The sequence below is a fragment of the Bacillus sp. FSL H8-0545 genome (assembly GCF_038006105.1).
Taxonomy (GTDB): Bacteria; Bacillota; Bacilli; order Bacillales; family Bacillaceae_G; genus Bacillus_A; species Bacillus_A cereus_U.
Genome location: NZ_JBBOUO010000001.1, coordinates 3,651,324 through 3,665,261 on the forward strand (window position 1 = coordinate 3,651,324; position 13,938 = coordinate 3,665,261).

Here is a 13,938-nt window from a genome sequence, read left to right on the forward strand (position 1 = left end):
CAAAAGAAGAACTATTTCGCCATAAAGTGAAACCTTTCAGCAATTATCCCCGTAAATACGAACAGAAAAGCGGCAAAATTTTCACCGCTATTTTGATGTTGAAAACATCCCAAAGCTTCGTTTAAATAACTCCCACCAGCTAGCTGCATCAACATCTTCTTTCGCTACAATTGTTTGTTTTAATAAAACATCTTTATCTCTTTTAATAACAAGTGTGCCAAGTGCATCACCTTTTTTAATCGGTGCCTTCACTTTCTTTTCAGCAATCACTTCTTGTTTAACTTTGTCCATATTTTCGCCCTTCTTCATAAGAAGAGACACATTGTCTGACGCAACTAAATCTACTTTTTCTTCCTTACCTTTTCCTACTTGTACAGTCTTAATTTTCTCACCACGTGTATACAATTTCTTTGTCATGTATTGTCCAAATGCATAATCAAGCAGCTTCGTTACTTGATTGTTCCGTTCTTTTGAAGTAGGTGCTCCCATTACAACTGAAATAACACGCATACCATTTTTTTCAGCTGATGCTGTTAAACAATATTTCGCTTCTGTCGTAAAGCCTGTTTTCACTCCATCTACTCCAGGATAAAAACGTACTAGCTTATTCGTATTAACAAGCCAAAACTTCTTATCCGTATTTTCACGTAAATAGTCTTCATATTTACCTGTGTATTTTCGAATAAGTGGATACTTCATCAACTCTTTCGCCATAATAGCCATATCATTCGCTGTAGAATAATGATCTTTCGCTGGAAGACCTGTCGGATTTTGAAAATGTGTATTTTTCAGCCCTAGATCTTTCGCTTTTTTGTTCATCATATTTACGAAACCTTCTTCTGAACCAGCGATATGCTCAGCTACTGCAACAGATGCATCATTTCCAGATGCAATTGCAATGCCCTTTAACATTTCATTTACAGTCATCTCTTCCCCAGGTTCTAGAAAAATTTGTGATCCGCCCATTGAAGCTGCGTGTTCACTCGCTCTCACTTTATCTGTCAGTTTTAATTTTCCTTTTTCAACTTGTTCCATAATTAAAAGCATTGTCATAATTTTTGTCATACTAGCAGGTGGTAACTTTTCATTCGGATTTTTATCAAATAAAACTTTACCTGTATCTTGCTCAATTACGATCGCTGACGACGCTTGTTCCGCTAACTTCGGCGTGGCTTCTTCTGTTTTCTCCTGCTTCGTTTTCTCAGATTGTGCAAAACTAACTGAAGTACCAGAAAGCAATAACATGAAACAAACAAGTATTCCAAAAACTCGCTTCATGACTAACCCTCCATTCTATATCAAACCTATTTTTTCCAATTTATTCATTTTTAATACCATATTTTTCTATCATTTTCAGTTGACAAATAAATTCATTGCTTATATTGTATTAAGTGTATTACACAAAGTAGTACACTTAATACTCATCAGGAAGGAGACATTGCTCTTGCATATTCAACTTGATCCAAGAAGCAACACTCCGATATGGGAACAAATTGTTCAAAATATAAAAGAGCTCGTACTAAAAAACATGTTAGCTCCAAGTGATAAGCTTCCTTCTGTACGCGAGCTTGCTTCTTTGCTCGTTATAAATCCAAATACAGTAAGTAAAGCTTATCAAGAATTAGAGCGACAAGGGATTATTGAAACATTACGAGGAAAAGGAACATTTGTAGCCCAATCGATTACCCCAACATTAGACGAAAGGAAAATCGCTATGGTTGAAAAGCAATTTCATCAATTATTACTAGAAGCCTCTTATCTTGGGATTACGAAAGATAAAATTCACGATTGGATAGATTCATACTATAAAGAGATTGGAGGAAATACGGATGCTGAAAGTGACAAACTTGAAGAAAACAATTGATAACCAAACGATTTTAGACGATGTTGCTTTCACATTACAAAAAGGTAGTATCGTCGGATTGCTCGGAAGAAACGGTGCGGGGAAAACAACTTTATTACGAACGATGGTCGGCATTTTAGACCCAGATGCAGGAACTGTTACATATGAGGATACGGATGTTCATAAGCATCCTGAAATTAAACAAAAGGTTGTATACGTTCCAGACTCTACTAACATACTAAACGGTTATACAGTGAAAGAAATCGTTAAGTTTTATAAAGCAGTTTATACAGCATTTGATGAACAATATTTTTATGAGATATTAGAACGTTTTAATTTACCAAACAAACGTATTCGTAGTTACTCAAAAGGAATGAAAGCACTGCTTGCGATCATTTTAGCTTTCGCTGCAAAAGCAGAATATATCATTTTAGATGAACCGACAAACGGACTTGATCCTATCGTTAAAAGACAGATTCTACAATTTCTCGTTGAAGAAGTAGCAGAAAAAGAAATTACAATTTTCATCTCCACTCACCATTTAGATGAAGTTGAAAAAATTGCCGATACAATCATTATTTTAAAAGAACATACCGTAGATTCTATTACATCACTAGATGATGCAAAATCACAATTTGCTAAAGTCCAAGTTGCTTACGAACGATCACTACCTCAAAAACTAGAAAACTTAAGCAATATTAAAATATTAAATCAAACAGGAAAAGTATATACAATCTTAATTGAGGGAAATGTGGCTACAACACTGGAGAAGTTCTATAAAGAGCAACCAATACTCATTGAAGAACTAACAATGTCACTTGAAGATGTCTTCGTTACGACACTTGAGGGGGATGAGTATGTTTCATAAGGCGTTGTGGATGTGGAATTGGAAACGCGGGAAATATGCTGTACTAATAATGTTTTTAGTATCTATGTATGTTTTCCCTTATAAATACTATAAGGCATCCCAAACCCAGATGGATTTTTTCTATAAATATAACCCAACAGGAGAGTTTTATTACGACTATTACTTCTCAGATTACAATTCCATCATTATTCTCTCTATCATTGCACTAGCTTGCTTAATGATTGGATGGGAACGTAGCAATTTGAAGTTGAGTGATTCTTTAATGGTAATGCCTTTTAAACGTAGCACCATCTTTTTTTCAAAATGGTTATTTGGCATTATTCACATTGTTACATGTCTTTTACTATGCTGGGCTCTAATGTACCTTGTATATAGAACGACAATTCACTTTGAATTTCAATCATTCAACTTTTTCCATAGATATTTTTTCTATGCAATAATTACTTATATCGCTCTCTATACTACAGCTTTGTGTATCGGAACTTTTACAGGAAGTATCATTTCTCAAGGTACCTTCTGTGTTTTATATTTAATTAAAGGGTTTGGAATTTTTTCTTTGCTCTTCTCTTTTTATAATGCACATTTAAATATGGATACAGAACATTCTTCAAATAAATATGAAGCAATCTATCATTTAAACCAGCAAACAGAAATTCTTGCTCCCATAAAAAATTTTCATATTCGATATAATTATGATATGAGGAACCAACCAACTAAAAAGGAAGGACCTGTATTCTATGACTATAGTTCGCCTAAAATATTACTAGTACCCATTCTATATACAATATGTTTCTTATTACTGGGGGTTATTTTATATAAGCATTCACCTAATGAAAATAATAAGAAAGTATTTTCATTTCAAAAGAAACAAAAACTATGGATTGTCGGGACAACTTTCTATTTTGCTTTAATCGGTGGGAGCATGTTACACTATTTTGATTTGATATTTAGCTATTATTTTGGGCTAATTTTATTTGGAACCCTCAGCTATTTTGCACTATCACGCCTTACAAATTATAAAGTTTTATAAAGGGGAGATCCTATGTTTCAAAAAGCATTATGGTTACAAAGCTATAAACAGGGAAAATATTTCATTTGGCTTTTTTGGATTACTAGCTTCTATACACTATCTTATAAATATTATTTAGATGCTGCAAAATCCTTTCATTTTTCACAAACTATCACGAAAAAAGTTAATTATCATTATCAATATTTCCTTAGTCCTGAAGACCATTTATTTATACAGGGAATTGTAATTATTGCATTAGCATGTGTTCAAATTGGTTGGGAGCGCCATAACCAAACCATGGATGCTTTATGGTCAATGCCTTTTAAACGAAGATATATATATCTTACAAAATGGTTATTAGGGGTATTCAATATTATTGCTGTCTATGCAATAAATTGGGGACTTTTCGCAATTTTAAAAAAGACGACCTTTCATAATAAATACCAGTTATTCTCACCATTTCATTCTTATTTTCTTTATACAGTCATTGTATTAATTGCTATTTATACTTTGACATTATTTATGGGAACAATAACTGCTAATATACTTTCTCAAAGTATATTCACTAGTATTATGCTTATTTTACCATACGGATTGGCCTTACTTTTGGCTGGTTTTATTTCAGTTCACTTGTACGAAACTCATGAGAAAACTTATAAAATTGAAAATCAATACGTATCAATTTCATCACATATAAGTATACTTTCACCTATTGAGGACTTAGAGATTAGATTTGATTACGATCCACAATCAGCTTATACAGATAAAAACGGAAAACGCATAAACGAACCTAATTTTTCGAAAATACCTTCTGCTTGGAAATTATTAACTCCAATTGTGTATATACTTATCTTATTACCTTTAGGTACCTATTTATATACACAATCGCCTAATGAACAAAACGGTAAGTTGCTTTTATTCTCAAAGCTCTACAAGCCTTTTATAGCATGTACTGCATCTTGTTTCGCCCTATTTGGAGGTCGCATAATAGGAGGTATACAATCAATTATTGGGTATTATATTGGATTTGTTGTAATTGGTCTAATTTGCTATATCGTGTTATCACGCTTATTAAAGAAAAAGATTTCTTGGGGATTAAAATAACAAAATGTAATTTTTTAATAAATAACCTCCTTCAAAAGGAGGTTATTTTACATTCTCTCTCCTATCCCCATACACCCTCTCTTCTTTCATCCCAAATCCATCACCATTTTTCACAATTTGCTCTGTCGGCGCGACTACACTTTCAGCAATTTTCCATTCGCCGCGCTCTTTCACAAATACTTGCAGAAAATAGTTCATGCCATTTAGCTGATATGCATTTTCTTTTTTCACATTATAGTGCACCGCAATGTAGTACACTTGAATATTTTCTTTTCCTACTTTTGATACGTATTGCGATAATCTCGGAATGTACATTGATGCTTTCTGAAAAGGCAATTGCTTCGCTTTAACGAGCGATGAACTTGTTACATTACGCAGAGTGTCCTGATTACGAACATTATCGCTATGATGAAATAATACTGCGTTTTGCATAGAACGAACCCATAATTTCGAATACAAGACAGTATTATCGTTTTCAATGTACTTCACTTCTTTTTGCACCACTTGGATAGGGGTATCGGCGTACATGAATGTATGAAAGCAGAAGAAACTTCCAAGTAAAATGGTAAGTGCAGTAATATATTTCATAATCTTTCCTCCGATCTGTTTAATTAAAGTATCGGAGTTTCAAAATATTTTTATTCAAAAGAAAAAGGATAGGAAAGCTCTCGCTTCCTATCCTCATTTATTATAATACGCGGCCAAATAGTTCTAAAACCATTTCTATCTCTTGGTCGCTCCAACCTTTAAATTTCTCTTTATAATATTCTTTACGCACAGCTTCAAGCTTTTCAGTTACTTCTCGTCCGTTTTCAGTAATTTCTAAGTATACGATACGACGGTCCGAATTTGAACGTTTTCTTTCAACAAACCCTTTTCGCACGAGACGATCTGTTACAGCTGTAATATGACTGGAGGTTACGTTTACTTCACTCGCAATTTGCGAAGCCATCTGTGGACTTTTTAAAAATAACGCACGTAATACAGAGAATTCATTATATGGCATATGCTCTGAAAAACGTGTATTAATATCATTTTGTAATAAACGTATCATCTTTCGAAATGATGCAGATAAATCTAAAATCAGTGTTTCTCTATTTTCGTTCACTAGCCTCGTCCCTTTTTTATCATATTTACACATATTATAATCTATAAATACCTATATTGTATATGCTTTCTTCTCACAACATTCTCATTTATGTAACTTTTTTCATACGATTTTCTTTTTTGTTCACACATATACATGTAAAAAAGGATGGTGAGCATAAATGCAAGGTGGAATGAATCCGTATTTACATAATATCCGTACGACAAATACTGGTAAAGAAGCTACTATTACTGTACAAGGAGAAGGCATTATAAAGGCAAAACCAAATGTTGTCATATTAACACTGGGCATTCGAACAGATAGTAAAAATGTAAAACAAGCGCAAGAAGAAAATGCAGTGCAATCGAAACAATTGCTTGATGCACTCAAACAGCTAGGTATTGCCGATAAAGATATAGAAACCATTTCTTATACAATTACTCCTCAATACGAATATGTAAATGATAAAGCATTACTACAAGGCTACCGTGTGGAGCATTTGTATGAAATTACCGTTTTAAATGTGCAAAAAGCAGGGGAAGTATATGATATAGCCGTTACGAATGGTGCAAACGTAGCAAAAGGATTACGTTTTCGAATATCTCATCCAAATAAATATTATGAGCAAGCTCTCATTCAAGCTCTGCAACAAGCAGTAGAAAAAGCTCGTACAATTGCGAGTACCTACAATTTAAATATTAATCCTGTTCCCCTCTCACTCGTTGAAGAATCTGTCCAATTACCGCGGGAGATCGCATCATATGCTACTTTGCATGCGCAAGCAGCTCCGCCCATTCAATCAGGAGAACTAGAAATCATTTCATCTATCCGGGCAATTTTTACGTATTTATAAATAAACTCATTTATAAGTAACCGTTATCATTTTCGTTGTTGTAAAAACATGATGTTCTGATATAATAAAGGACGGTGAGCTCTTACATAAGAGATATCACGGGTGGGAGAGGGATATGAAAAAGAAGGTTTAACATGAAAGGAATACTTGAAAGAACATTTAAATTAGACTTACACCAAACATCACCAAAACAAGAAGTTTTAGCTGGAGTCACGTCATTTTTCACAATTGTTTATATTATGATTGTAAATGCGTCAATCTTATCAGATGCCGGCATTCCTCTTGAGGCAGGAATTTTGGCAACTGTTTTTAGTTCATTTGTCGGATGTCTACTTATGGCATTTTGGGCAAATGCACCTGCTATTCTTGTCCCTGGTATGGGTGTAAATGCATTCTTTACGTACACTGCTGTGCATACGCTTGGTTTAACTTGGCAAGAAGCATTGGCAGCTGTTTTTATCGCCGGTATTATTTTTTCAATTGCTGCTTTTACACCGATTGCTCGCGTGCTTTCGGTATCGATTCCAAAGTCATTAAAGGAAGCGATCACTGTCGGTATCGGGTTGTTTTTAGCTTTCATCGGCTTGCAAAAAGGTGGTTTAGTCGTTTCGCATCCTAATACTGCTGTTGCAATGGGGAAATTAAGTAGTCCTGTCGTTCTTGCCACACTACTTACTCTTATTGTCGCACTTGTGCTATTTGTGCGTAACGTACGTGGAAGCTTTTTATGGACGATTGCAATTGGCACTGGTATTGCATGGCTGTTTGGTCTTGTTGATACGAGTCAACTGGGAAATAGTTCGTTTTCATTCGCTAATTATGGCGATGTGTTTGGAGCTATGTCATTTGGGAAACTTTCTTCCTTGCCATTTTGGATTGCAACATTCTCCTTAAGCATGGTGCTTATTTTTGAGAACATGGGACTACTGCACGGTTTATTAGAAGATGACCGTAAATTCCCACGTGCTTACCAAGCAAATGCAATTTCAGCAATGACATGTGGTCTATTTGGCACAAGCCCTACCGTTTCAACAGTAGAGAGTGCCGCAGGTATTACTGCAGGCGGAAAAACAGGTCTGACGTCTATCGTTACAGGGTTGTTATTCTTCGCATCACTGTTTGCGCTTCCGTTTGTCAAAATAATTCCTGATAGTGCCATTGCACCAATCTTAATTATTATTGGCGGGCTGATGATTACAAGCATTCAACAAATTCCTCTGAACGACTTTTCAGAAGGATTTCCAGCGTTTTTAATTATCGTTATGATCCCGCTCACATATAGTATCGCTGATGGCATTGCGTTCGGATTTATTGCTTATCCTATCTTGAAAGTTGCTCTTGGAAAGCGTAAAGAAGTCGCACCGTCCATGTATATCATTACATGCTTATTCTTAGCCATGTTCGTATTACACGCTATTGGCTAAGAAAAAAACACCGAGGATTTCCCTCGGTGTTTTTTTACTTAAACCAACCTTTTTTATAAAACCAAGCCATCATTCCGCCGCCAATTAACGCCATTAAAATTAAGCAAATAAAATAACTATACTTCCCGCCAAGCTCTGGCATATGTGCGAAGTTCATGCCGTATACCCCTGCAATAAATGTTAACGGCATGAAAATAGTTGAGAAAACAGTTAATGTTTTCATAATGTTGTTCATATGGTGGGAATTCAACGAAAAGTAACTATCTCGAATATCTGCTGTTAATTCACGGCTTGCTTCAATCATCTCTGTCAGTTTAAGCAAATGATCATGTATATCTTTAAAATAAATTTCATGATCGCTTATACCGTAAAAACGTGTTGAATTTAATATACGATACAATAAATCACGCATCGGAATAATCGTACGCCTTAGCTTAGATAAATCCGCACGAATATCAAATACTTCTTCTAGCACGCTTCCTGCTGTCTCACCCGTTAAATTATCATCAATTGCATTTAAATGGTCTTCAATGTAATAAACAGGTGCGAAATAATCATCTACAATTTGGTCAACAATTGTATGTGCTACATGTAAAGGACTCTTCTTAATACGTTTCTTTTCACCGAGCGTTTTCCATACTCTTTCAATCGCATTATTATGAGAGAAATGGAAAGAGACTATATATCGATCACTAACAAATAAATCGATTTCATGCGGTTCTAATCCATCTTCTCCGAATGCATGAAGAACTAAAAAGTTATATCCATCATAAAAATCTACTTTTGGCCTCTGTACATATTCTACACAATCTTCAATTGCAAGGGGATGGAACTTGAAGTGATCTTGTAAAATATATGTATACTCCTCTTTCGTCGGCTTATATAAATCAAGCCAATACCATACAATGTTTTCTTTTTTCGTTTCTTCTAGCGAAACATCATATAAAACTTCATTTTTTTTCGTTATTGCACAAATTCTAATCATAATTTCACCCATTACTATTATAAACAAAAAATAGTAAAAAAAGCCAAGGAGAAATCTCCTCAGCTTTTTTTATCCCGCTATTTGCGGGCAGTAAGACCCCTACCTCAAAATTCAGCGAAAGCAAAGAAGTTCGGTGGGGGATCAACTGCCCGTAAAAGCCCGATTGGTGAAGGCTCATGATCAGTGGGGGATGAAGCCCCCCACTGATTAAAGTTTCACTTTATTACTTCGTTACAATACCGTGTACTAAAGTTGGTGCATCTACGTGGTCTTTAGCGATTTTCATGTTCTCATAAATTTTCACTTTTACATCTTCAACGTTTTCGCGGTTTGCGTAAATTGTAACAAGAGAGTCACCTTTTTTCACGCTATCGCCTACTTTTTTGCGAAGCATTAGACCAACTGCTAAATCAATTTCAGACTCTTTCGTTGCACGCCCTGCTCCTAAAAGCATTGCTGCTGTTCCGATTTCATCTGCAACGATTTCCGATACGTAACCGTCTTCTTTCGCTTCCACTTCAATTTTATATTGTGCTTGTGGCAATTTAGAAGGATCATCAACAACAGAAGCATCGCCGCCCTGCGCCGATAAGAACGTTTTAAATGCTTCTAACGCTTTTCCATTGTTCATTACTTCAATTAATTTTTCACGTGCATCTTCTAAAGATGAAGCTTGTCCAGCAAGGTATACCATTTGACTTCCAAGCGTTAAACATAGCTCTTCTAAATCTTTTGGTCCCTTACCTTGTAATGTATCAATTGCTTCTTGTACTTCTAATGCGTTACCGATTGCTTCACCAAGCGGCTGACTCATATCAGAAATAACCGCCATCGTATTACGACCAACGTTATTACCGATGCGCACCATTGCTTCTGCTAAACGCTTTGCATCTTCATCCGTTTTCATAAATGCTCCTGCTCCAGTTTTTACATCAAGAACAATTGCATCTGCACCAGCAGCAATTTTCTTACTCATAATCGAGCTTGCAATAAGCGGAATTGAGTTTACTGTTGCCGTGACATCACGAAGTGCATACAATTTTTTATCAGCAGGTGTTAAGTTTCCACTTTGACCGATAACAGCAATTTTATTTTCATTTACAAGACGCATGAATTCATCATTTTCAATTTCCACATGGAATCCTGGAACTGCTTCTAACTTATCAATTGTACCACCAGTATGTCCTAAACCACGTCCAGACATTTTTGCAACTGGTACACCTAAAGCAGCTACTAATGGACCTAATACAAGTGTCGTTGTATCACCAACACCACCTGTTGAATGCTTATCTACCTTTACCCCTTCAATGGCTGATAAGTCAATTGTATCACCGCTATTTACCATTGCCATCGTTAAATCTGCACGTTCTTGATCATTCATATCTTGGAAGAAAATTGCCATTGCAAGTGAACTTACTTGATAATCAGGAATATCACCATTTGTATATCCTTCAACAATAAAGTTAATTTCTTCTGTCGTTAATGCTTGTCCATCACGTTTTTTTGCAATTAGGTCCACCATTCTCATTGTGAGGTCACCCCTTCATTTGTTTTACAATTGCTTTTACTAATGCTAAGAAGTTAGCTTTAACACGTTCTGTCGTTTCAATTACTTCATCGTGGTGAAGTGGTTGATCTAAAATACCAGCTGCCATATTTGAAATACAAGAAATACCAAGTACTTTCATACCCGCATGACGCGCTACAATTACTTCAGGTACAGTTGACATACCAACTGCATCTCCGCCAAGTGTACGAAGCATACGAATTTCAGCAGGTGTTTCATATACAGGACCTGTCATTCCAACATATACACCTTCTTGTACTTTAATATTTAAATCTGCTGCAACTTGTTTCGCCATTTCGCGAAGTTCTGGCGTGTATGATGTAGACATATCAGGGAAACGTACACCCATTTCAGAATCATTTGGTCCGATTAATGGGTTCGTACCCATGAAGTTAATGTGGTCTGAAATTAACATAAGATCGCCTGGTTCAAATGATGTATTTACACCACCAGCTGCGTTCGTTACAACAACTGTTTCTACACCTAGTTCTTTCATAACACGAACTGGGAATGTTACTTTTTGCATATCGTATCCTTCGTAGAAATGGAAACGTCCTTGCATTGCTACTACTGTTACACCTTGAAGTGTACCGAATACAAGTTGACCTGCATGTCCTTCTACAGTTGAAACTGGGAATTCAGGGATTTCACTGTATGGTACTGTTACTGCATTCTCGATTTCATCTGCTAATACACCTAGTCCAGATCCAAGGATTAGTCCTACTTGTGGTGTCTCTTGAAATTTCTCTTTTAAGTATGAAGCTGATTTTGTAATTAGTTCACGATTCATCTGTTTATCCCCCTATTTCTTTAGCTCGTTTAAGAAGCTTGTTCCATGTTCTGGCATTTTAACATTAAAGTTTTCTGCTACAGTTGCACCAATATCAGCAAATGTTTGACGAAGTGATAACTCTTGTCCGCCTTCTTTCATGCTTGGACTATATGCTAATAACGGTACATATTCACGTGTATGATCAGTACCGTAGTGAACTGGATCATTACCGTGGTCTGCTGTAATTAATAATAGATCATCTTCTTTTAGTTTTTCGAATACTTCTGGAAGACGTGCGTCATATTCTTGAAGAGCTTCTCCGTACCCTTGTGGGTCACGGCGATGACCAAATAATGCATCAAAGTCAACTAAGTTTAAGAAGCTAATACCTGTAAAGTCCATATTTAATGTATCTACAAGCTTGTCCATTCCATCCATATTTGATTTCGTACGAAGTGATTCAGTTACCCCTTCGCCATCATAAATATCAGCAATTTTACCAATAGCAATTACATCATAATCGCTATCTTTTAGTTCATTCATTACTGTGCGACCAAATGGTTTTAGTGCATAGTCATGACGATTTGGTGTACGTGTGAAGTTTCCTGGCTCTCCGACGAACGGACGAGCGATAACGCGTCCTACCATGTACTTCTCATCTAATGTTAATTCACGTGCGATTTTACAAATTTTATATAGCTCTTCAAGTGGTACTACTTCTTCATGAGCTGCGATTTGTAATACACTATCAGCAGAAGTGTAAACAATTAAAGAACCTGTTTCCATTTGTTCTTGACCAAGCTCAACAAGTACCTCAGTTCCAGAGGCTGGTTTATTACCGATAATTTTACGACCTGTCTTTTCTTCTAATTCATCAAGTAATTCTTTCGGGAATCCTTCAGGAAACACTTGGAATGGTGTATCAATGTAAAGGCCCATGATTTCCCAATGACCTGTCATTGTATCTTTTCCTGTAGATTTCTCCTGCATTTTTGTATAATATCCAAGCGGTTTCTCTACTTTAGAGATTCCTTTCATTTCACGAATATTACCAAGGCCCAATTTCACCATATTTGGCATGTGTAATCCATTCATATGTTCAGCGATATGACCAATTGTATCAGAACCTAAATCACCAAACTGCTCAGCATCCGGTGCTTCACCGATTCCCACAGAGTCCATTACGACTAGGAAAATACGTTTATATTTATTCATAACTGCAACCTCCTATATGTTCAGTTCTACTTCTTGTAGTATGTTCAAAACGCTATAAAGTGAAACTGTTATCAATGGGAATTATCTTTCGTCCTCATTATTAAACAGTACTGCTTTAAATCATTCTCTAACTTTTTCGTTTTACTTTCAAACGAATCAAAAACATTTCTAGGTTTTTCCAAGTCAGATGTCAGACATCTGATATTGATATCATAACATGTTTACGCTTTCTTTTTAATACATTTTCGTAGAATTCTTCATTTTCTTTACCCTTCTATTGTAATCCATTCTGCAAAGAAGTGCTAATCATTTCATGACTTTTTTCCTAAAATAAAAAGCAGCTCTAAAGAGCTACTTTTTATTTTACTTCTACTGTTTCTTCTTTATGTTCATGTAGTTCACCTTTTCTTACATGAACTTTCACTTTATAAGCACCATTCTCTTTGAAAGTATGTTTACTTTCATACTCCCCTTTATTCCCCTCTTTCACCGGAATAAATTCGTGTTTTTCAACGCCGTCTTTCCAAATCTCAAGTTGTACTTCAGCACCAGATAACGCTTCTTCTTTTTGTTTTAAATGAACTTTCATTGTTGACTCAGCATTTGCTTTAATATCTCCAGCCATAAGATGTATCATCGTATCACTTTTATGATCCCCATGACCTTCTTCTTTTTTCGCATCTTCAACTTTTGCATTTCCCACAGCCACTTTTACTTCTGGCATAACATGCATTTCACGTGCATTTGTATGAGCAATAACATGATATACTCCATCCGTTTCGAATGTTTTTTCTACAGTATAAACACCTTTTCCTTTATGCTTAGCATTTAACATCTCGTGCTTTTCGTCGCCTGCTTTCCAAATTTCAAACTTTACATCATCAGCATCTGTTACTTTTTCTTTTCCTTGTGTAACAAGTGCTTGTACTTCTGTTTTTTCACCTGGTTTAATTTCTTTCGGATTCGTTTGAACTGCTACTTTTACAGCTTCAAGTTTTTCTTTCTTTTGTTCTTCTTTGTTTGTATTACAGCCAGCCAATGCTAGCATCGCGATAAATAACGTAATAATAAGTTTTTTCATCATCATTTCCTCCTTCATACTTTATTTAGTATAGAGGAAAGACATTGTAATATTCCAGTGTTCTGCTGAAAACAATGTACGAAATGTTTGTGAAGTTTCTGTGAAATGGTTTGTTCTTCTTAATCTATGA

The 13,938-nt window shown here is 35.6% G+C and carries 14 protein-coding genes; 6 read left to right on the forward strand and 8 right to left on the reverse strand.

What is annotated here, in order from left to right; translation table 11 throughout:
- Window positions 1-87: 87 nt before the first annotated feature.
- Entirely contained in the window at window positions 88-1,278 is a 1,191-nt protein-coding gene (gene dacF, locus MHI07_RS19065; protein WP_078172866.1) for a serine-type D-Ala-D-Ala carboxypeptidase DacF, read from the reverse strand.
- A 166-nt stretch (window positions 1,279-1,444) separates the two neighbouring features.
- Here dacF and MHI07_RS19070 point away from each other — a divergent pair, with 166 nt between their 5' ends.
- The 4 genes from MHI07_RS19070 to MHI07_RS19085 are packed head-to-tail and all read left to right on the forward strand — an operon-like array spanning window position 1,445 to window position 4,824.
- Complete coding sequence (locus tag MHI07_RS19070) at window positions 1,445-1,864, forward strand: GntR family transcriptional regulator (protein WP_002145907.1); 420 nt, start codon at window positions 1,445-1,447, stop codon at window positions 1,862-1,864.
- Window positions 1,830-2,711 (forward strand): ABC transporter ATP-binding protein, encoded by an 882-nt coding sequence (locus MHI07_RS19075; RefSeq protein ID WP_215579565.1) that lies wholly within the window; start codon window positions 1,830-1,832, stop codon window positions 2,709-2,711. The genes MHI07_RS19070 and MHI07_RS19075 overlap by 35 nt, the downstream gene beginning before the upstream one ends.
- Window positions 2,701-3,741 carry an acetoin ABC transporter permease gene (locus MHI07_RS19080; RefSeq protein ID WP_078180691.1) on the forward strand — a complete coding sequence of 347 codons (1,041 nt, stop codon included), beginning with the start codon at window positions 2,701-2,703 and terminating at the stop codon, window positions 3,739-3,741. The genes MHI07_RS19075 and MHI07_RS19080 overlap by 11 nt, the downstream gene beginning before the upstream one ends.
- 12 nt (window positions 3,742-3,753) lie before the next feature.
- Window positions 3,754-4,824, forward strand: a complete 1,071-nt coding sequence (locus MHI07_RS19085; protein WP_340825677.1) for an ABC transporter permease subunit — start codon at window positions 3,754-3,756, stop codon at window positions 4,822-4,824.
- A 42-nt stretch (window positions 4,825-4,866) separates the two neighbouring features.
- On the opposite strand, the gene MHI07_RS19090 is transcribed toward MHI07_RS19085, so the two are convergent.
- Window positions 4,867-5,412: a hypothetical protein gene (locus MHI07_RS19090; RefSeq protein ID WP_078180689.1), complete on the reverse strand. Its 546-nt coding sequence runs from the start codon at window positions 5,410-5,412 to the stop codon at window positions 4,867-4,869.
- Window positions 5,413-5,512: 100 nt separating this feature from the next.
- Complete coding sequence (locus MHI07_RS19095; RefSeq protein WP_002088468.1) at window positions 5,513-5,932, reverse strand: MarR family winged helix-turn-helix transcriptional regulator; 420 nt, start codon at window positions 5,930-5,932, stop codon at window positions 5,513-5,515.
- 160 nt (window positions 5,933-6,092) lie between these two features.
- On the opposite strand from MHI07_RS19095, the gene MHI07_RS19100 reads away from it, so the two are divergent.
- Window positions 6,093-6,764: an SIMPL domain-containing protein gene (locus MHI07_RS19100; RefSeq protein WP_215579568.1), complete on the forward strand. Its 672-nt coding sequence runs from the start codon at window positions 6,093-6,095 to the stop codon at window positions 6,762-6,764.
- Between the two features lie 134 nt (window positions 6,765-6,898).
- Window positions 6,899-8,188, forward strand: a complete 1,290-nt coding sequence (locus MHI07_RS19105) for an NCS2 family permease (protein WP_002160606.1) — start codon at window positions 6,899-6,901, stop codon at window positions 8,186-8,188.
- 34 nt (window positions 8,189-8,222) lie between these two features.
- Here MHI07_RS19105 and corA read toward each other — a convergent pair whose 3' ends face one another.
- From corA to MHI07_RS19130, 5 genes are all read right to left on the reverse strand, one after another.
- Window positions 8,223-9,185: a magnesium/cobalt transporter CorA gene (corA, locus tag MHI07_RS19110; RefSeq protein WP_002160605.1), complete on the reverse strand. Its 963-nt coding sequence runs from the start codon at window positions 9,183-9,185 to the stop codon at window positions 8,223-8,225.
- A gap of 211 nt (window positions 9,186-9,396) precedes the next feature.
- Window positions 9,397-10,701 carry a pyrimidine-nucleoside phosphorylase gene (locus tag MHI07_RS19115; protein ID WP_204208319.1) on the reverse strand — a complete coding sequence of 435 codons (1,305 nt, stop codon included), beginning with the start codon at window positions 10,699-10,701 and terminating at the stop codon, window positions 9,397-9,399.
- Window positions 10,702-10,708: 7 nt separating this feature from the next.
- Window positions 10,709-11,530: a purine-nucleoside phosphorylase gene (locus MHI07_RS19120; protein WP_001078443.1), complete on the reverse strand. Its 822-nt coding sequence runs from the start codon at window positions 11,528-11,530 to the stop codon at window positions 10,709-10,711.
- Window positions 11,531-11,542: 12 nt separating this feature from the next.
- On the reverse strand, window positions 11,543-12,727 hold the full coding sequence (gene deoB / locus MHI07_RS19125) for a phosphopentomutase (RefSeq protein ID WP_002111633.1): 1,185 nt from the start codon (window positions 12,725-12,727) through the stop codon (window positions 11,543-11,545).
- A 358-nt stretch (window positions 12,728-13,085) separates the two neighbouring features.
- A complete protein-coding gene (locus tag MHI07_RS19130; protein ID WP_340825683.1) occupies window positions 13,086-13,811 on the reverse strand; it encodes a FixH family protein in 726 nt (241 codons plus the stop codon).
- Window positions 13,812-13,938: the final 127 nt, after the last annotated feature.

Coding starts and splice junctions, on each gene's coding strand:
- corA (WP_002160605.1), bottom strand. CDS start 9,185: ATGGGTGAAATTATGATTAGAATTTGTGCAATAACGAAAAAAAATGAA.
- dacF (WP_078172866.1), bottom strand. CDS start 1,278: ATGAAGCGAGTTTTTGGAATACTTGTTTGTTTCATGTTATTGCTTTCT.
- MHI07_RS19105 (WP_002160606.1), top strand. CDS start 6,899: ATGAAAGGAATACTTGAAAGAACATTTAAATTAGACTTACACCAAACA.
- MHI07_RS19085 (WP_340825677.1), top strand. CDS start 3,754: ATGTTTCAAAAAGCATTATGGTTACAAAGCTATAAACAGGGAAAATAT.
- MHI07_RS19090 (WP_078180689.1), bottom strand. CDS start 5,412: ATGAAATATATTACTGCACTTACCATTTTACTTGGAAGTTTCTTCTGC.
- MHI07_RS19080 (WP_078180691.1), top strand. CDS start 2,701: ATGTTTCATAAGGCGTTGTGGATGTGGAATTGGAAACGCGGGAAATAT.
- deoB (WP_002111633.1), bottom strand. CDS start 12,727: ATGAATAAATATAAACGTATTTTCCTAGTCGTAATGGACTCTGTGGGA.
- MHI07_RS19075 (WP_215579565.1), top strand. CDS start 1,830: ATGCTGAAAGTGACAAACTTGAAGAAAACAATTGATAACCAAACGATT.
- MHI07_RS19130 (WP_340825683.1), bottom strand. CDS start 13,811: ATGATGAAAAAACTTATTATTACGTTATTTATCGCGATGCTAGCATTG.
- MHI07_RS19120 (WP_001078443.1), bottom strand. CDS start 11,530: ATGAATCGTGAACTAATTACAAAATCAGCTTCATACTTAAAAGAGAAA.
- MHI07_RS19100 (WP_215579568.1), top strand. CDS start 6,093: ATGCAAGGTGGAATGAATCCGTATTTACATAATATCCGTACGACAAAT.
- MHI07_RS19115 (WP_204208319.1), bottom strand. CDS start 10,701: ATGAGAATGGTGGACCTAATTGCAAAAAAACGTGATGGACAAGCATTA.